Annotated in this window: 14 protein-coding genes; 5 read left to right on the top strand and 9 right to left on the bottom strand. The window is 62.3% G+C overall.

Features of this window, described 5'->3' with window-relative positions:
- Positions 1–89: 89 nt before the first annotated feature.
- Positions 90–1,724 carry a phosphoethanolamine transferase gene (locus tag BV82_RS07210; protein WP_010223133.1) on the bottom strand — a complete coding sequence of 545 codons (1,635 nt, stop codon included), beginning with the start codon at positions 1,722–1,724 and terminating at the stop codon, positions 90–92.
- Positions 1,725–1,893: 169 nt separating this feature from the next.
- Positions 1,894–2,259 (bottom strand): 5-carboxymethyl-2-hydroxymuconate Delta-isomerase, encoded by a 366-nt coding sequence (locus BV82_RS07205; RefSeq protein ID WP_010223134.1) that lies wholly within the window; start codon positions 2,257–2,259, stop codon positions 1,894–1,896.
- 119 nt (positions 2,260–2,378) lie between these two features.
- Between BV82_RS07205 and BV82_RS07200 the strand changes: the two genes are divergently transcribed.
- Positions 2,379–2,603, top strand: coding sequence for an HP1242/YdcH family protein (locus BV82_RS07200; protein ID WP_010223135.1), 225 nt, complete (start codon positions 2,379–2,381; stop codon positions 2,601–2,603).
- Between the two features lie 84 nt (positions 2,604–2,687).
- Here the strand turns inward: BV82_RS07200 and BV82_RS07195 are convergent, their stop codons facing one another.
- Positions 2,688–3,491 carry a phytanoyl-CoA dioxygenase family protein gene (locus BV82_RS07195; RefSeq protein WP_036994176.1) on the bottom strand — a complete coding sequence of 268 codons (804 nt, stop codon included), beginning with the start codon at positions 3,489–3,491 and terminating at the stop codon, positions 2,688–2,690.
- A 204-nt stretch (positions 3,492–3,695) separates the two neighbouring features.
- On the opposite strand from BV82_RS07195, the gene BV82_RS07190 reads away from it, so the two are divergent.
- The gene (locus tag BV82_RS07190) at positions 3,696–5,093 is read left to right on the top strand and encodes an amino acid permease (protein WP_036994174.1); all 1,398 of its coding nucleotides are present in this window, start codon (positions 3,696–3,698) and stop codon (positions 5,091–5,093) included.
- Here the strand turns inward: BV82_RS07190 and BV82_RS07185 are convergent, their stop codons facing one another.
- From BV82_RS07185 to BV82_RS07160, 6 genes are all read right to left on the bottom strand, one after another.
- Entirely contained in the window at positions 5,094–5,990 is an 897-nt protein-coding gene (locus tag BV82_RS07185) for a LysR substrate-binding domain-containing protein (RefSeq protein ID WP_010223140.1), read from the bottom strand. It lies immediately after the preceding gene.
- A 41-nt stretch (positions 5,991–6,031) separates the two neighbouring features.
- Positions 6,032–6,685: a DUF1266 domain-containing protein gene (locus BV82_RS07180; RefSeq protein ID WP_010223141.1), complete on the bottom strand. Its 654-nt coding sequence runs from the start codon at positions 6,683–6,685 to the stop codon at positions 6,032–6,034.
- 10 nt (positions 6,686–6,695) lie between these two features.
- Positions 6,696–7,916, bottom strand: coding sequence for a hypothetical protein (locus tag BV82_RS07175; protein WP_036994171.1), 1,221 nt, complete (start codon positions 7,914–7,916; stop codon positions 6,696–6,698).
- A complete protein-coding gene (locus BV82_RS07170; RefSeq protein WP_036994168.1) occupies positions 7,907–10,234 on the bottom strand; it encodes a tetratricopeptide repeat protein in 2,328 nt (775 codons plus the stop codon). The genes BV82_RS07175 and BV82_RS07170 overlap by 10 nt, the downstream gene beginning before the upstream one ends.
- 198 nt (positions 10,235–10,432) lie before the next feature.
- Positions 10,433–10,825: an ANTAR domain-containing protein gene (locus BV82_RS07165; protein WP_010223145.1), complete on the bottom strand. Its 393-nt coding sequence runs from the start codon at positions 10,823–10,825 to the stop codon at positions 10,433–10,435.
- A 129-nt stretch (positions 10,826–10,954) separates the two neighbouring features.
- A complete protein-coding gene (locus BV82_RS07160) occupies positions 10,955–11,332 on the bottom strand; it encodes a hypothetical protein (protein ID WP_010223146.1) in 378 nt (125 codons plus the stop codon).
- Between the two features lie 210 nt (positions 11,333–11,542).
- Between BV82_RS07160 and BV82_RS07155 the strand changes: the two genes are divergently transcribed.
- From BV82_RS07155 to BV82_RS07145, 3 genes are all read left to right on the top strand, one after another.
- The gene (locus tag BV82_RS07155) at positions 11,543–14,371 is read left to right on the top strand and encodes an ATP-binding protein (protein ID WP_036994167.1); all 2,829 of its coding nucleotides are present in this window, start codon (positions 11,543–11,545) and stop codon (positions 14,369–14,371) included.
- Positions 14,358–15,551 carry a response regulator cyclic di-GMP phosphodiesterase PvrR gene (gene pvrR, locus BV82_RS07150; RefSeq protein ID WP_010223148.1) on the top strand — a complete coding sequence of 398 codons (1,194 nt, stop codon included), beginning with the start codon at positions 14,358–14,360 and terminating at the stop codon, positions 15,549–15,551. The genes BV82_RS07155 and pvrR overlap by 14 nt, the downstream gene beginning before the upstream one ends.
- A gap of 79 nt (positions 15,552–15,630) precedes the next feature.
- The gene (locus tag BV82_RS07145) at positions 15,631–18,861 is read left to right on the top strand and encodes a hybrid sensor histidine kinase/response regulator (RefSeq protein WP_036994165.1); all 3,231 of its coding nucleotides are present in this window, start codon (positions 15,631–15,633) and stop codon (positions 18,859–18,861) included.
- The last annotated feature ends 52 nt before the right edge of the window (positions 18,862–18,913 follow it).

Raw genomic sequence — 18,913 nt, 5'->3', positions numbered from 1 at the left:
CACAAACAATGGCGCGCAGTATATACGGCGCAGGCCATCGTCGGGAAACCACTCGACCGCTATCCCTGCCGCCGTTACCGCGCCTGTGATCAGTGTCTGGCCAGCATTGGCCGACAGCTGGCGAACAGGTCCAGCTGCGGCTTGTACAGGGCGGTGTGCACCTGCAGCAGGCCGAGCATGGAGTGGAACAGGTTGTCCTGGCTCAACGGCGCATTGCGGGCCTTTTGCAGGCAGTCGCTATCGACGCCGAAGCTGGCCTTGTAGCTGTCGGAAAACCACGCCAGCAGCGGCACGTGCTTCTGCTGCTCCGGTGCCAGCATGTAGGGCGTGCCGTGCAGGAACAGGTTGTATTCCCCAAGGGATTCGCCATGGTCGGACAGGTACAGCATGGCGGTGTCGACCTTGTCCTGCTTGCTGCGCAGGATGTCGATCAGCGACGCCAGGACATGGTCGGTATACACCAGGGTGTTGTCGTAGGCATTGACGATGCTGTCCTGGCTGCACTGGTTCAGGGCATTGCTGCGGCATACCGGGGTGAAGCGCTCGTATTCTTTCGGGTAACGTTTGTAGTAGTCCGGGCCGTGGCTGCCCATCTGGTGCAGCACCAGCACGGTGTCCTGTTGCAGGTTGTCGATGAAGCTGTCCAGGCCCTTGAGGAGGATGTCGTCGCGGCACTCGTCATCGGCGCACAGTGCCGGGTCCTTGACGTTGCTGACATTCTCGAACACAACCCGGTCGCAAGTGCCCTTGCAGCCGGATTGGTTGTCGCGCCAGCGCACCGCCAGCCCGGCCCGCTGCAGCACATCGAGCAGGCCTTCCTGGTTTTTGGCGGTGCTGGCGTCGTAATCCTTGCGGGTGAAGCCAGAGAACATGCACGGCACCGACACGGCGGTTTCGGTGCCACAGGAGTGCACGTCGGTGAAGGCGATCAGGCCCTTTTCCTTGCTCAGCTGTGGGGTGGTATCGCGCCCATAGCCGAGCACCCCGAAGTTCGGCGCGCGGGCGCTCTCGCCGACCACCAGCACGGTCAGCGACTTGCGCGTGCGTTGTTGCCAGGCCACGTCCAGTTTCGCGTCCTCGCCGATCTTGCGAAACGGCTTGGCGGCGCTGCCGACCCGCTCGCCCACATACCCCAGGGAAGCGCCGACGACATTGCTCGGCACCAGCAACAGGCGGATTTCATGGTGGTTGCGAAACAGCGAAGCCAAGCCTTGATAGTTCACCAACGCCACCGCCGCCAACACGACAATGCAGGCAACGCTGACGAGCAACTTGCCGACTAACTCACGCACCCAGTTACGGTACAGAACCGGGGTGCTATACAACAATAAAGAAGGCAATACACCTAACACTACGATATATAAAAAAAGTTTCATCGAGAGCAGGTCACGTACTTCCGTGGCATTGGTCTCCATGGCATTACGGAGCATGCCCACATCAACCATCACGCCGTACTGGCTCATGAAGTAAGCCACCCCGGCGCTGACCATGAACAGGCTGATCAACAGCGGTTTGAGCACGGGCCTGAAGGCCAGCAGGGTCAACACCAGGTTGAACGCACAGAGGATCAACACGCCAAACGCCACGCGCAGCAGCAGGCCATGGCCATCGTTGGAAAGCACCGACGCCAGGTGTTGCCACAATAATGAGTTGAAGCCGATCAACAGGTACAGGCTGGCAAGCAACGTGACCCATTCGGCCCGCAGGGGTTTGACCTTGAACATGATAATTCGCTTAGTTAAACGTCGGGAACAGTGCCCTTGCGGCACGGCCTGGAAACTGCCCGAACTGTAAGTAGCGAGTCATCAATTTTTTGTGAAAAAGACGCCAACAATTAGTCGACTGGCGTCTATTTAATACGCCTGTTCAGCCTGTGTTCAGCCCGGCGTCTGTTTACCCCGGCAGATGCACTTTTGAATAAGAATCGCGATCAATATCGATCACCTCGACGCACAGCTGGATGTCCAGCCCCGGGGCGCCCGGCAGCGCGTCCTTGAGCACCTCCAGCAGGCTCGCCGACAACTGGCGTTTGATCTCGGCCGAGCGGCCGCTGAGGATCGCCAGCTTGATGTGGGCGAACCCGCGTTCCACCGGCGCCACGCCGACGCGAAAGCTGGCCAGGGCCACGGCGCGGCTCTTGATGTCGAGCTCTTCAGCAAACTGGCCGCTGCCCACCAGGGCATGGTTAAGACGCAGCAGCAGGCGATCGACCTCAAGGTTTTTCAGGTTGTCGCTGTATTCCACATGAAGGTGAGGCATTGCACAAAGTCCTGGGGTGGGCAAATGTTGCAACAGACTACCCCAGCCGCGAAACCCGGCAAAGACGACTATCCTCTAAGTTCATGACTTCCACCCCACACCCCCGGAGAGGTGAAGAAATGCCGGTCAAGCACGATTTACTCGCAGACCTGAATCTGACCAAGGATCAATTTCTCGCGAAGAAACAAAGTGACCCGCGGCTGAGTCAGCTGCATGAAGAGTACAACCGCAAAGACGCCGAAGTCGTCGATGCCGAGAACAAAAGCGCCGCCGATGACACGGTCACCCGGCTACGCAAGGAACGCCTGAAGATCAAGGACGAGATCGTCGCCCACCTGAAGTAGCCCCTGTGGGAGCGGGCTTGACCCGCGATTGCGATCTACCTGCCCCATCGCATCGCGAGGCAAGCTCGCTCCTACGGGCAGCCCTTATGGCTGCGCCCACACCACCGGAAACCAGTCCTCGCGCATGCGATCGCCGGTCTTCAGGTCAATCCCCGGAAACGGCGGCGAGGTCCGCCCAGGGCGCTGGATATAGCGCACATCATCGCCCATGAAACGGGTCGAGAAGGCTCGCCGGCGATTGCTGCCGATGTTGCCGGCGGCGCCATGCACGGTACGAAAATCGAACACCACCGCGTCCCCCGGTTCCAGCTCCGGCGAGAGGATCTGGTACTCGCCGTTCTCTACATCCGGCATGTCCATGAACAGGCTTTCCCCGGACCCTGCATCGCTGGCGCCATAAAAATCCTTGTTGCTGGCCCAGCTCTTGGGCCGCACCGGCTTGGGCCAGCGATGGGAGCCAAGCACCACGCTCAGGGTGTTGTGGCGGGTGACCGGATCCAGCGGTATCCAGTAGCTGGCGGTCTGCAGGCCGTCGACGCAGTAGTACGGCAGGTCCTGGTGCCAGGGCGTGGGCTTGGAGGTGCCCGGCTCCTTGACCAGAATGTGTTCATGGAACACCTGCACTTGCCGTGACTGCATCAACGCTCCGGCAATCGCCGCCGCCGGCGAATTGAGCACGAAATCCTTGAACGCCGGGATGCGCTGCCAGTTGCAGTAATCCTCGAAAAAGCGCCCGCCTTCACCACTGCCGACGTTCTCGATGGCAAAGGCACTGGGCGCGGCCAGGTTCTGTTCAAAACCTTCGCGCAGCGGTTCGATCCAGTCACGGAACACACCACGCAGCACCACGGCACCGTCACGCTGGAACTGTTCGATATCGGCCTTCATCGCGATCACCCTCTCTTGTTGTAATGAACAAAAGTATTGGGCGGCCCCACGCAGCCGGTAAACCACAGATTACCTATTCGCCACTATAGGCAATCTGTATGGCGCGCGGGTTGTCAGCCTCCTGCCTTTGGCCGGTTAATGGCCCTGCCTGTGTCCTACGGCGCCTTGCTATCCAAGAATAAGAACAACGAGGAGTTACCTGGGATGAACGAAAACAGCACCGCCATGCGGCGCGGTCTGAGTACCCGCCACATTCGCTTCATGGCGCTCGGTTCTGCCATCGGCACCGGGCTTTTCTATGGTTCGGCAGCGGCCATCAAACTGGCCGGCCCGTCGGTGTTACTCGCCTACCTGATCGGTGGCGCGGCGATCTACATGATGATGCGCGCCCTGGGTGAAATGGCCGTGCGCAACCCGGTGTCCGGCTCCTTCGGGCAATACGCCAGCCAGTACCTGGGGCGCTTCGCCGGTTTTCTCACCGGCTGGAGCTACGCCTTCTCGATGCTGGTGGTGTGCCTGGCGGATGTCACCGCCTTCGGCGTCTACATGAGCTTCTGGTTCCCCGATACGCCGCGCTGGATCTGGGTGCTGGGCATCGTCTTCTTCATTGGCGCCCTGAACCTGTGCAGCGTGCGGGTGTTTGGCGAACTGGAGTTCTGGCTGTCGCTGCTGAAAGTCACCGCCATCGTCTCGATGATCCTCGCAGGTGCCGCCGTGCTGATGTTCGGTATCCAGCTGGGCGGCGCCGGCGAGCCGCTGGCGGCAGTGAGCAACCTGTGGAGCCATGGCGGCTTCTTCCCCAATGGCGTGGGCGGCATGATCGCTTCGTTCACCGTGGTGATGTTCGCCTTCGGCGGCGTCGAGATGATCGGTATCACCGCCGGCGAAGCCAAGGACCCGCAACGGGTGATTCCCCGGGCGATCAATTCGGTGCCGCTGCGCATCCTGCTGTTCTATGTGTTCACCCTGTTGGTGCTGATGTCGATCTATCCCTGGACGAAGATCGGCAGCGAAGGCAGCCCCTTCGTGCAGATCTTCAGCGGCCTGGGGATCGGCTCGGCAGCCACACTGCTGAACATCGTGGTGATCTCGGCGGCCGTGTCGGCGATCAACAGTGACATCTTCAGCGCCGGGCGGATGATGTACGGCATGGCCCACAACGGCCAGGCGCCCGCCAGCTTTGCCCAGCTGTCGCGCTTTGGCGTGCCGTGGATGACTGTAGTGGTAATGGCCGTCGCCCTGCTGCTGGGGGTGGTGCTCAACTACCTGGCCCCGGACAACCTGTTCCTGATCCTCGCCGCCGTGGTGACCTTCTCGATCGTCTGGGTGTGGCTGATGATCCTTCTGTCGCAGATCGTCATGCGCCGTGGCATGAGCGCCGACGAGGTCGCCAGGCTGCACTTCCCGGTACCGTTCTGGCCGGTCGGCCCGGCGTGTGCGGTGGTGTTCATGCTGTTCATCTTCGGCGTGCTGGCCTGGTTCCCGGACACACGCATGGCCCTGTACGTGGGCATCGGCTGGCTGGCCTTGCTGTCGTTGGGCTACTGGCTGTTCGTCGCCCGCCAACCGCTGGCAACCCTGGCAGATCCGGTCAGCCGCTGATCAGGCCGGAAACTGCTCGCTGGCCCAATCGAGGAACGCCTGCGCCGCAGGCGACGGGCGCATGGCGCTGGACTGGGCCAGCACCACCGGCTGCGGGCTGACCGTTTCCAGCAGCGGCCTGCAAGCCAGGGGTTGGCCGTCGTAGCTGCAATCGGCCACCGGCCGGGTACAGGACAGCGCCACGCCATAGCCATGGGCGACCAGCCCGCGCTGCATCTCGAAGGTCTGGGTCAGTTGCAGGCTTGCCGGTTGCAGGTCATGGGCCCAGAACAACGACAGGAAATATTCGCGGGTCCGGGCGATGTCTTCGAGGATCAGGCATTCATTGGCCAGGTCCACCAGTGAGACCCGCTCCTGCAGCGCCAGTGGATGGTCGGCCGGTAGCAAGGCATAAGGCGTCAACTGCGCCAGCACGCGTTTTTCGATCGGCGCATCGAGCCCCACGTCATAGGTCAGCGCCAACTCCGCCTTGCCATCGGCCAGACGTCGATTGACCTCGGCAAGGTCAGCCTCGAACAGGGTGATAGTGACTTCCGGATGGCGCCGGCGAAAGCCGCTCAGCAGCCGTGGCGCGTAATACGGCCCCAGGTCCTGGAAGCAGATCAGGCTCAAGGCCCCGCGCACCACCTGTTGCTCTTCGCCCTTGCCGCTGATTGCCGAGGCCAGGTTGAGCATCTCCCGCGCCTGCTCCAGCAAGGTGCGCCCGGCCGGAGTCAGCTCCAGGCCACGGCTGACCTGGCGATGAAAGAGCTTCTCGCCCAGACTCGCCTCCAGCTGCGACAGCGCCAGCGATACCGACGGCTGGGAAATATGCTTGGTGCGCGCCGCCGCACTGACGCTGCCCTGCTCGGCGGCAGCGACGAAATACTCCAACTGGCGAAAGGTGAAGCCGATCATCGCAATGCCCCTCTGGAATGCTGAAACCAACAGTCGCGCAGTTACCCCGCCAGCGCCGGGCTCAACGCCGCGGGCGTATGCCAGGGGATATCGGCCCAGGCACCGCTGCCGGGGGCCAGCAACTGGCGCAGATGCTGCTCGTGGAACGCTTCGCCCAGCGAGTCGACGCGAAACGCCGCGACCCACTGCTCGCGCCCCAGCTTATAGGCTTTGCCGAAATCTTCCCAACTGTCGAAACAGTCTTGCGCCCGCTGCGCATTGAGCAGCAGCACACGCCAGGCAAGATCAGGTTCGAGCCAGCGCATCAGCAGCGCGCAACGGGCCACAAACGCCACCCGCGCACAGGCAAAGGCCATCGCCGCACGCGGCTCATCGCTGGCCGTCAGCGCCTGCAGGTCGAGGCTGTACCATTGCTGTTCGAGGGTCGCGCTGAAGTGCGCGCGCACCGCCTCATCATCGCAGTTGCTGCGAACCCCGGCCTGGTGCAGCAACGCTGCCCGCACGATCTTCTGCGCTTGCTCGTTGAAGTGATCGCAGGCCGGCGAGTAGAAGCCCTCGACGCCCATCGCATCGGCCATGGGCCTGGCCAGCAACAGCGACCAGTGCTTGCGCTGACTGAACAACGGCGCGGCGCGCGGTCGCAACGCCCGCCACAACAACCAGGCTGAAACAACCGCCGCGATCAGTAAAAACATGCGCTTCTCCTTACCTTGCCCGGGCTTGCCAGGCCTGGATTTCCTCGCCCTCGGCCGGCGTCATGTCCGGCCACGGCACACCTTCGGTCTGATACAGAGGATCATTGAGCTGACGCTCAGCGCGCTTGCTGAGGATATGCCGGGTGGCGTACTTGACCGACACCGCTTGCGGGGCAGCCTGCAAGAACTGCTGCGGCTGACGCCCGGCCACCAGCCACTCGACCATGGCCGACGGTGCATCGAGGCGCTCGTACAGTTGCGGGTAGCGGGCTACCAGACGGGTCTGGGCGGTAGCATCAGTGACCTCTTCGATACGCAGCCAGGCGGACTCGGTGCGCACGATGCCGATGGCGAGACAGTCAGCGGGGGTCTGCTGGTCGGTGCCCAGAGCATTCAGGCACTGCAGCAGGTCCTGGTAGTAACGCTCGACCGGCGGCCGGTTCTGCTTGCCCTTGACCTGCTCGACCGTCAAGGTGCCGTCGGCCTGGACAATCAGGCTGATGGTGATGTGCGGCTGGCCCTGGCCGTCGCGAAAACTGAGCACACGCATGCGCCGCTGTTCCACCGCTTCGGCATAGCGCTCGCCGTAGCCACCGCTCAGGGCGCGGCGGTCGGCGAACTGGCCGAGGCAATGGCGCATCACATAGCTTTCAAAGGCCATTTCGGCGCGCAACAACGGGCTGTCGGGCCGCAGCTCCTGCAATACATGTTCGCCGGTAGTCACGACCGTGGCCAAGGCCTCAGGCTGGCTCTGACGCCAGCCCTGGTCAACCCGCGCGGCCATCTGCGCGTGTTCTTTTTCCCACAGCGCCAGCGCCTGCGGGCAGTTGATCCGATCAAGCTTGCCGGCCAGCGCAGTGCCCTGGCGCGAGGTGAGAAACTCCACCAGCAAGGCCTCCTGCGCCAGCAGTGAGGCTTGCTCCGGGTCGACCCATACCAGGGGGGCAAGCACCTGCTGCGACACTTTACCGACGTCGCTCAAGTGCCTGGCCACCCATGGCGGTGGCTCCGTTCCCAGTACCTCGACGGCCTGCTCCAGGGTCAGGATCCGGCGCGCCGGCTCGAAGTTGCCGACCAGATGACGGTAGAAATGGTTGAGCAACCATTTACTCACCTCTGGGGCATCACTGCGGGCCTTGCTGCGCTCGGCAATACCGCGTTTGAGCTGATCGGCATTGAGCGCATTGCGCGGGGCGTAACCGGACTGTCGCAGCTCCGGTGTCACTTCCATATCTGCCACCAGGCCTTGCCTGCCGGTTTTTGCGGTGCCTGCAGCTCGGCGATCATCTCGTTGAAGACTTTATTGTTTCTCTGGTCGACGGCGTTGTCCGGATCGCTGCGCAGGATGGCGCGCTGATAATAGGCCAGGGCCTCTTCCTTGCGCCCAAGGTCCTTGAGCACATCGCCAGCGCAGCCCAGCAGCGAGCTTTCGTCCCTTTCGTTGACCTGCGACGCGTAACGCTGCCACAGGCCGGTGGCCGCCTCAGGCAGGCTGTGAGCCAGGTACATGGCGACTTTCAGCCGGGCGAACAGCGGCGAGTATTCCAGGTCCTTGTCACTGACCCCGCGCTCTTCCTGCCACTTCAAGATACGTTCCAGCCAGATCAACATTTCCCGGTCGCGATCCAGGCGATACAGCGCAAACGTGACGTCTTGCAGGTAGTCATCCGGCTCATGGCGGCTGTAGCCGTAATCCGCCGCGTAGTGCCAGAGTTGCTCCGCCGCCTCAGCGATAGCCGCGTAATCCTTCTGGCAGATACGTGCATTGAGCACGCCGTGATAGTGCTCGGCAAACGAACTGGCGGCGATGCCGCAAGCGTGCAGTTCAAGGGCCTGGTCATACATCTGCTGGTCGTTGTAGCAGCGGTAGTTGATTGCCAGGTTGTTGCACAGCATCGAGTACAGGTGGGCGCAGCCGTCATACCGGTGGCCGCTGCCACTGGCAAAGCACTGTTCCATGCGCACCCGGCCCTGCTCGTAGGCAGCCCGCTGCAGGAAGCGCAGCAGCGACCAGGCTTCGTTGGTGGTGGCTTCATCGAGGCTTTTGACCTGCTCTTCCACCTTGTCCTCGACATACCCGGCGTACTCGTAACAGTACATGCCACTGGCCAGTTGCGGCATCGGCTGCTTGAGGGCATCGATGACGCCGAAGGCTTTGACGTGCGCGCAGAACACACTGTAGGCACTACGTCGATCCTGCAGGCCGCCGGCTTTTACGGCGTCCTGCAACATGGCCAGCTCAGTCTTGGCGTCGATCAGGCCGGCATCGCCCTCTCGCACCGCAACCAGGCGGGTGATCCATGGGTGATTCGGCGCACGGCGCTGGGCTTCTTCGCGCGCCTGGGCAAACAGCGCGTCGCGCAGTTCGGGGTTCTCCCGGGTCGCGTGCAGCGCTTCGAGCAACGGGTTCAAGGCCGGTGTCGCCTCGCTGCGCTCGGGCAGGCAGGCAACAAAGCGCTCCAGCAAAGCGGCGTTGTCGCAGGCGCGCATCACGCACAGCGGCCACCACACCGAGTTGTCCTCGGCCTCGAGCAACCGGTCGTGAATCCAGAATGGCGTGCCGGGCCACATCTGCTCGAGCATTTCATAGACATCCATGAACGCCCGTTGCCCAGCCTCCTCGATCCGCCCGCTTTCGAGCAACCAGGGCAATTCGAAATTAATGAAGTTATCGCCACCATCCGAGTCCAGGCTGCGGCTCGCCACTTCACAGATCTTCAGGGCCCCGGGCAGGTCGCCCTGGGCCTGCAATGCACGGGCGGCCAGCCGCGCCAGGCGCACTTCCCACTCACGGCGCCGGGGCAGCGACAACTCGGCGATCGACTGCACGACGGGCTGCTCGAACATCGCCAGGCGCAGCGGCACGATTTCGATCAGCCCGTCGCCCAGCCACAGCCAGTCGTTAGCGTCGACGTCCTGATCCTCGCCTGCGGTGCGCAAGGCGGCAATCGCACTCAAGGCGGCTTCGCGGGCCTGCTCGTCTTGCTCGTGGGCGGCCAGCACCCGGGCCCGGCGCCGGTGCTGGTCGGCATCGTCCCAGGCCCGCAGGGCGTGGCGCCCGGGGTTGATCAGCGCCAGGGTGTGGCGCACCTCGATGGCCTTGAGCGCGACGTCGAGCGTGGTGTGTTCGAGCTCGTCGAAGATGCGATAGCGCCGGTATTGCTCGACGTCGAAGTCGAGCCGCTCGTTGCTCAGTTGCTGCAGGCTGTCGAGCCCCTGCAGCAGGCCCTCCTCGTCTTTGAGGTAGTTGGCCAGGCGCAGCTGGTAAACCAGCAGGTTGAGTTTGAGTTCGTTGCGCGCGTCGTCAGCGCAGGCCTCGAGCAGCGCCTGACCGTCTTCGGCCAGTACCGCCCTGGCGGCATCGACGTCACCGGCGTTGACCCACAGCACGTGCAGGCGGTCGATCGATTCCAGCGAAGCAGCCTTCAGCGGCTGGCCGCGCAGCTGGCTCAGCAGGTAATCGGCACCGTGTTCCTGATGCTCGACCTCAAGACGGTCCATGAATTGATCCAGCTGAATGCCGGACAGCACGGTGCTGTTTTGCGTCATTGTGAACTCCCTTTGCGAATGACTGTGCATCGCCCGATGCGTCCTGCGCCGGCGCCCTTGATGGGCCAACGGATACCCGCGTACGTCTGCCCTGGGCAGGCAACGATGGCGAAAGGGATCGGGCAATACAGCGAGGTGCTGCACGCTACCAGTTGGCGTTTGAAAAAAAAAGGGCGTGCGGGGGAGCGGGATCAGTGATTAACGTGCAAACAGCGGATCGACACTGTGCAGGCATCGTTTGATGGAATCGAAGTCCGGTGCCTGTGACAGGCACAGTTGAATCCTGCCATTGACGGGCACCGACACCTGCGAAGAGTCGGCGCGCTGCCCTTCATAGATAAGCGCATGACGGATGCGCGGGTTGTCGTGGCAGAACTTCAACAGGTTGAACTGCCGGGAAGGCACCAGCACCGTGTTGACGATCAACAGGTCGAAGGGGGTGCCCTGCGTCCGGGTAGCCGCCTGCAACGCTTGAAAGCTACTCAAGTGGGCAACGCGGCAATACCCCAGGCGGTTGAGCATGTTCTCTATCTTGCTGCGCTGATCCTGCTGCCGATCAGCGATGACGATGCGCAATGCTGTGTTTGACATTCGGTAAACCTGACAGATGGGCTCCGCGAGTCTTTATAGACACTGCGACTCGCTGAAGTATTGGCAAGGTTACCGTTGGTCGTGGGCGCAGACTCTAAGACAATTCTCAAACGCCCTTACGCCGAAGGCTTAAGGCGTGGTCAGGGTGATCAGGTAGGCGCCGGAACTGACCGCCTTGCCGGCAGCATCCACCAGCGCGTACTGCTGGTGATAATAGCGCCCGGCCTTGCCGCTATCGGCCACCAGCCTGACGTTGACCGGGGTTTGATCGGGCGCACTGACCGACGCTTGCGAGTCAACCCGCTGCAGGCCGATACGGGTACCCCGCACCTGCGCCGGGCAATCGTTGAGGTTGAAGGCACCGGCCTGGGTCGAAGGCGTGCACGGCGACTCGACAATACTGCCGGTGAAATTGATCACCCCTTGGGCGACCGGCGTGGCGGCCACACAGGCCCCGTTCAGGCCGAACAGCAACCCTGCAGCGATAGCAACATACTTCCCGTTCATGCCGACACTCCTGCGATAGCGGTTGATACCTTGAGTGTCGACCAGACGGCGCATTGTTTAAGGATTGTCTGATAGTCAAAGCCGCACTTTGCCAAGCAGGTCGCAGAACCGGGTAAATGAGCGGCACCTGGCTGGCCAACAGGGTCGACAACGCCTATGTTTAAGGATCGTCTGATGTCTGTAGCGCACGCGACTCACTAGAGTCCGCGGATGAGATTAAAAAGCTACCTGCTGCAAATCAGCCCCCTTCTTTCCAGCCCCGAAGCCGCCCGCCGCTTGCTGCGCTTGTTCGCCGTGGTGTTGCTGATCGGCATTCTCAGCGGCGTGTACAACTTTCTGTTGTTCACCTTCAACAACGACATCTCCCAGCGTCGCGGCTACATGAGCAGCGCGATTGCCGAAGCGCACACCTTCTTCACCAATCGCGAAGCCTTGCTGGAAAGCCTGAGCCTGTCGGCGGTGCGCAAGTCGAAGCAGGCCAAGCCCCTGGTCTACCTGCCATCGACCGAAGAAGTGCACCTGCAACTGGGCAGCACCACCGACAACCGCTGGAGCATCTGGCTGACCCAGCGCATGCGCGACTACATGAAGGACAAGCAGGTCAGCCTGCTGTATGTCGACACCGGGCCGAACGCGCAAGTCAGGCGCTTGTACAACTCCGCCCCCGGCGTGCCCGGGTTCTCGCCGCGCATGCTCGAACAGTTGCAGGCGCTCAAGGACAACAACCCGTCACCCAGCGCCGAGCTGTGGCTGACCGACCAGACCGAGCAACGTTCGTACCTGTACATCTTCATCCGGCTTGATGAACGTGACGTCGAGTCGGGCTGGCTGGGCCTGGAGATGGACAGCCGCGAAGTGTCCACTGCGCTCAGTGACCAGAGCGCCGGCGAGTTCATGATGCTCAACTCCGAAGGCATGCTGGTGTTCACCAACAGCCACGACACACGATTGGGACAGATGCTGCTCAACTCGAAGGGCGAAAACTTTTTCGGCTTTGTCGGCGACGGCTGGATACCCGACCACCTGGTGATCCGCAAACACCTGCAATCGTCGGACTGGCAATTGGTGTACTCGATTGACCTGCTGGCAGTGATGACCGGGCTGTGGCAGCAACTGGTCGGCTCGCTGCTGTTCTGCCTGTTCACCGTGACCCTGGTCCTGCTGTTGATGCGCCGCATCGAGCATCGTTTCATTGCCCCGGCGATCAACCGCATCCAGGCCCTGATCGAAAGCGAGGCGTTCAGCCGCGATGTCATCCAGACCGCGCCCGTGGCCTTGTGCGTACTGCGCCGTACCGACGGCAAGGTGGTGCTGGAAAACACCCTGGCACAACAATGGCTGGGGGACGGCCTGGAGCGCGATGTGCTGTGTGCCGGTTGGATCAACCAGGCCTTCGCCAGCCAGCAACCTGAACGCACTGACTACTTTGCCACCGCCGATGGCCGTCACTTGTACCTGAGCAGCGCCCCAACCCGCTACAACGGTGAAGACGTGCTGTTTTGCGCCTTCAGCGACATCAGTGCGCGCAAGCAGGTGGAAGCGGCGCTGGAAGAGGCGCGGCAATCGGCCGATGCCGCCAACGAGGCCAAGACCCTGTTCCTGGCGACCATGAGCCATGAGATCCGCACCCCGCTGTACGGCGTACTGGGCACCCTGGAACTGTTGGCGCGGACCCAGCTCGATGCCCAGCAGCGCGACTACCTGCATGCCATTGAGGGCTCCTCGGCGACCCTGTTGCAGTTGATCTGCGACGTACTGGATGTGTCGAAGATCGAAGCCGGGCAACTGGCGTTGGAACTGAGCGAATTCTCGCCGCTGGAGCTGGTTCACGAAGTCATCCAGGGCTACAGCGCCGCAGCATTGGGCAAAGACCTGCAACTGTATGCCTGCTTCGATCCACAACTGCCGGAACGGCTGATCGGCGATGTGACGCGGATCCGGCAGATTCTCAACAACCTGCTGAGCAACGCGGTCAAGTTCACCGACAGTGGCCGGGTGGTGCTGCGGGTCAAGCTGATCAACCGTGATGGCGAACGCTCGAGCCTGATGTGGCAAGTGTCGGACACCGGCAAGGGCATCGCCGAAGAAGACCATGCGTACATTTTCGAGCCGTTCTACCAGACCGAAGGCAACACCAATGTGGTGGCCGGTACCGGCCTGGGCCTGCCCATCTGCCAGCGCCTGACCCAATTGATGAACGGCCAGTTGCGCATGGTCAGTGAATTGGGCCTGGGCAGCAGCTTCACCCTGACCCTGCCGCTGGAAGAAGCGTCGGCCAGCACCGACCTGCCCGCCCAGGGCGGCCTGTTGCCCGAGACGATCTATGTGCTCTCGCCGATTCGCGAACTGGCGCAGTCGATCAGCGGCTGGCTGCGCCGCTGGGGCGCACGTGCCCAGGTCGGGCGGCCGACGCCCGCGGACTCAGCCAGCGGCTGCCTGCTGCTGGAGCTGCACCCTGGCAGCGCCGAACAGCCGCTGGTGGCCGACTGGACCGGCCCGCTGATCCTGGCCAGCGCCCACGGTTGCTGCGAGCCACAGCTCGAAGACGGTCGCTGGCAGGTCAATCTCAACCACCTGAGCGCCTTATACCAGGCCGTCAGACAAGCCCAGGGACTGTGGATCGCCCGCACCGATAACCCGCAAAAGCGCGAAATACAGAAGCTCGACCTGCACATCCTGGTGGCCGAAGACAACATCATCAACCAACTCATCCTGCGTGATCAGCTTGAGGAGCTCGGCTGCACCGTCGAGTTGGCGGGGGACGGCAACGAAGCCCTGCAGTTGTGGAAAAACGGGCACTTCGATGTGGTCCTGACCGATGTGAACATGCCCAAACTCAATGGCTATGAACTGGCCAGAGAGCTGCGCCGCCAAGGCTGTTCGATCCCGATCATCGGGGCGACGGCCAATGCCATGCGCGGCGAAGCAGAACTGTGCCTTGCTGCCGGAATGAACCATTGCCTGGTCAAACCTTTCGCGTTGCGGGCCCTGTTCAACTATCTGGCGCCTTATCAAGAGACCTCCCATGAAGCCCTATAACATCTTGATCGTCGAGGACCACCCGTTCCAGCACATGTACCTGCAGCACCTGTTCAGCGAATTGGGCGATTTCCATTTCGAAGCGGCCCAGGACGGCAAGGAAGCGCTGGAACACCTGCAGCGGCGTGACTTCGACCTGGTGCTCACCGACCTGCTGATGCCGGGCATGGACGGCGTGCAATTCATCCAGGGCCTGGCCAGGCTGCGCAGCAAGCCGGACCTGGCGATCATGAGCGCCGCCTCCAAGCGCATGCTGATGGCCGCAAGCCTGGTGGCCAAGAACCTCGGCGTAGAAGTGATCGGTTTGATCTCCAAGCCGGTCAAGCCGGCCGCCCTGCGCAACCTCACCGAACAGCTCGGCGGCAAGAACCGCAGTGCGCCGCAGGTACCGCCGGCAGTGGCGCAGTTCGACTACCAGGCGCTGATTCACGGCCTGAGCAACGGCCAGTTCCAGGCCTGGTTCCAGCCGAAAAAATCCCTCAGCAATGGCCGCATCGTCGCCGCCGAAGCCCTGGTGCGCTGGATGCACCCCGAGCAAGGCGTGCTGTTGCCTGGCTCGTTCCTGCCGGCCTTCAAGACCTTCGAGCTGGAAGAGCGCCTGTTGTGGCTGATGCTCAAGCAGGCCATCCACGCCCAGGCGCGCTGGCGCCAGCAGGGTTACGACATTCCGGTATCGATCAACCTGCCAACCCACCTGCTCAACAGCCATGACCTGGCTGACCGCCTGCTGGAGTTCGTCCTGCATCACCAGGGCATCCCGGGCAAGATCTGCTTCGAGCTGATGGAGTGCTCGGTGCCCCAGGACATCAGCAACTTCTACGCCGGTGCCTGCCGCCTGCGCATCAAGGGCTTCGGCCTGTCGCAGGATGATTTCGGCAAGGGCTACAGCTCGTACATGAACCTGGTCTCCACGCCCTTCACAGAACTGAAGATCGACCGCGCCCTGGTTCAGGGCTGCCATGAAAACGAAGGCATGACCTCGGCGCTGACCAGCATCGTCGCCCTGGGCCGCAAGCTGGGGCTGACCGTGGTCGCCGAAGGCGTCGAGACACCCCAGGAGCTTGCCCTGTTGCGCAAGATCGACTGTACCCAGGCCCAGGGCTTTCTGATTTCACATGCGGTGTCGTCCGAGCAGTTCCAGCAACTGCTGAACCATGACGGGCCGGCAACCTTCTATTGATGTGCCGCGCAGCCTTTAATTGCCAGCAGAGGTAAACTCCATCCAGCCACCTACATTACCGTTATTGCGGAAGTTCCTGATGAAGCACGACAACGCCCTGCTGGACAAACTCACCCGCAGCTCGTTGCGCCTGAACAAAGGGATGATGGTGCTGCTCGGGCTGGCATTGTTGTTGGTGGGCACCAGCTATTGGTCGTTTCAGCGCCTGGTCGAAGAGGAGCACGACACCGTGCGCTTTCATTTTGCCCGGCTGATGGAAAACATCCGCGAGCAGGAAGTGTTCTTGCGCAACCTGGCGCAACGCAGCCACCAGGGCGAGTTGCTCAAGGGCGAGAATGCCGAAGTTCGCTTGTTGAAAGCCTTGCCGGAAGAAGGCCCGAATATTTATCAGGGCCAGGCGTTTTCTTACTCCATGCCCTTCAGCGCAAAAATCGACCCGCAAAAAATCGCCGCCAGCGAACATGCCAAGATCTTTTCCCTCGGCGTGCACCTGGCGACGTTCTACAGTGCCTTCTGGTCGACTTCACATTACCAGTCGCCGCATGTATTTCTGTTCAACCAGCACGGCAACTTCGACATTACTGTGCCGGCCGCCGGCCATTCACGGACCAAGACCGTACCGCTCAATGAAACCTTCATCGACATGGTCAAGACCGTGGTCGACCGCCTGCCGCGCGATCATCAGTTGCTCAACGAGGGGGAGGTCTGCTGGCAGCATTATGGCCCGAGCGCCGAGAGCCCTGGCCCGGCGCGCCTGCTGGCGTATATCGGCATCGAGCTGGCCGCAGACGAGATACACATCAAAGGCGCCGACACCCAGGTGATGATCGCCAGCGTGCTAGACCTGTCCCAGGCCAATGATTACGAACGCACCATGGAATGGTCGATCTATGACCACTTCACCCTGGTGGCGCCTTCCGGCCAGGTGCTGATTGGATCGCTGTGGCCGCAATCGCCGCTGCATGAAGGGATCAACTTCAAGCCCGAAGGCCTGGTGTTCAAGCTGGTCAACCACGCGGGCCCGGGCTGGACCGCCATTTATGCCCTCAACTACAGCAGCTTTTTCCGCTATGCCCTGTGGCCACTGGCAAGCCTTGGTGCCTTGTTGTTCGGGGTCATCGCCATGGGCTGGGGTGCCAACCGCTGGTACCGCCGGCAAGTGATCCTGCCGGCCCGCCAGGCCCATGCCAGTATCGCCGAAAGCGAAGCCTTCAGCCGCGTGGTCATCGATACCGCGCCCACCGGATTATGCGTGGTGCGCCGCACCGATAACCAGGTACTGGTGGAAAACCAGCGTGCCCAGCAATCGCCGGGCAGCGCCAAGCTGATCAATGCCCTGGAACACCGCCACGACCAGGGTGAAACGGGCGAAACCCACCTGGAAATCGACGGCCGTCACCTGCAGGTGGGCTTTGTCTCGACCCGCTACCAGGGCCAGGACGTACGCCTGTACGCCTTCAACGACATCACTCGGCACATCGAGGATGCCACCGCCCTGGAAGAAGCCCGACGCGCCGCCGATGCCGCCAACGAAGCCAAGACCCTGTTCCTGGCGACCATGAGCCATGAAATCCGCACCCCGCTGTACGGCGTACTCGGGACCCTCGAACTGCTCGGCCTGACCCGCCTGGAGCCACGCCAGCAGGAATACCTGCAGACCATCCAGCGCTCCTCGGCGACCCTGTTCCAACTGATCAGCGACGTACTTGACGTGTCGAAGATCGAGTCCGGGCAGATGGCCATCGAGGCCATCGAGTTCTGCCCCCTGGACCTGATCGAAGATACCCTGCACACCTATGCCGCCTTCGCCCAGCGCAAGGGCCTGCAGCTCTATGCCTGCACCGACGCCACCCTGCCCGAGCGCCTGCTGGGCGACCCGATGCGCATCCGCCAGATCCTCAACAACCTGGTGAGCAATGCCATCAAGTTCACCGACACCGGGCGCGTGGTGTTGCGCACCCGGGTGCTGGCCCACGAAGACGCCAGTGTCAGCCTGGAGTGGCAGGTCACCGATACCGGCATCGGCATCTCCACGGCGCAGCAGGCCAAGCTGTTCGAGCTGTTCTATCAGGTCCAGGATGCCTGCAGCGAAGGCGGTGCCGGGCTGGGCCTGCCGATCTGCTGGTGGCTCAGCGAAATGATGGGCGGGCAGTTGAAAGTGGTCAGCGAACCCGGGTTGGGCAGCAGTTTTGCCCTGCGCATGAGCTTGCCGGTGCTGCCAGCCGAAGCGACCGCCAGTACGCCAGGCGCAACCTACACAGTGCCGGTATATGTGCGCGCGCCGGTACAGGAGCTGGCGCAATCATTGCTCGACTGGCTTGTCCGCCTGGGCGTCCCTGCCACGCTGGCGCCGCAGCCGCTGGAAGCCAAACATGCGCCGGCAATTCTGGTCGATGCACTGCCGGCCGCCGCCGAGCAGGCCTGGCCCGGGCCACGGGTGCTGTGCACTGCGGGCGGGCGCAACCCGCCTGAATACAGCGCGCAGGGCTGGGACGTCGACCTGCACAGCGTGCGCGCAATCGCCGCGGCGGTCGCCCTGGCCCGGCAAGGCAAGCCGCTGGCTGAGCAGCAAACCCCGGAACAACCGGCCGACAACCTGCAACTGCGCATCCTGGTGGCCGAAGACAACCCGATCAACCAGGCCATCATCAAGGAGCAACTCGAGGCCCTGGGCTGCACCGCGGTGGTGGCCAGCAATGGTGAACAGGCGCTGCACCTGTGGCAACCCGAGGTCTTTGACCTGGTGCTGACTGACGTCAACATGCCCGTCATGAACGGCTATGAACTGGCCCGCACCCTGCGCGAGCATGACCCGCAATTGCCGATTGTCGGTGTTACCGCCAATGCCATGCGCGAAGAAGGCATGCGCTGCATTGCCGTGGGCATGAACGCCTGGATCGTCAAACCGCTGAGCCTGCAAACCCTGCGCGGCCATCTGCTCAAGCTCTGTCGCCCGGCCTTGCACAGCGCCGCCGCGAGGGTCGAGCCGGATACCCTCACCGCCCCCGCAGCCGTCCAGGCCAGTGATAACCTGCAGCTTTCCGAGAAGATGCGCCCGCTGTTTATCAGCACCATGCGCGATGACTTGCAACTGATCCGCTGCGCGCTGGAACAAAGTGACGGTAGAATCGTTGCCCAAAGGCTGCACAGCATCGCCGGTGCCCTGGGCGCGGTACAGGCCATCAACCTGGCCGAACACTGCACGGCGCTGGAGTGTCAGCTGGCGGGCGGGGTGCTCGATGCATCCCTGAACCTGAAAGTGCAGCAGATACTGAGCCGACTTGCCGCTGTTGTGGATGCGCTCGAGTAACAACAATCAGGCTTACCTGCGGCCGTATGGACACCCTCTAACCCTCTATACC

It is taken from the genome of Pseudomonas donghuensis (genome assembly GCF_000696345.2).
Classification (GTDB): Bacteria; Pseudomonadota; Gammaproteobacteria; order Pseudomonadales; family Pseudomonadaceae; genus Aquipseudomonas; species Aquipseudomonas donghuensis.
The sequence above is the reverse complement of the archived record's forward strand: the minus strand, read 5'-3'. Positions and strand labels throughout refer to the sequence as shown.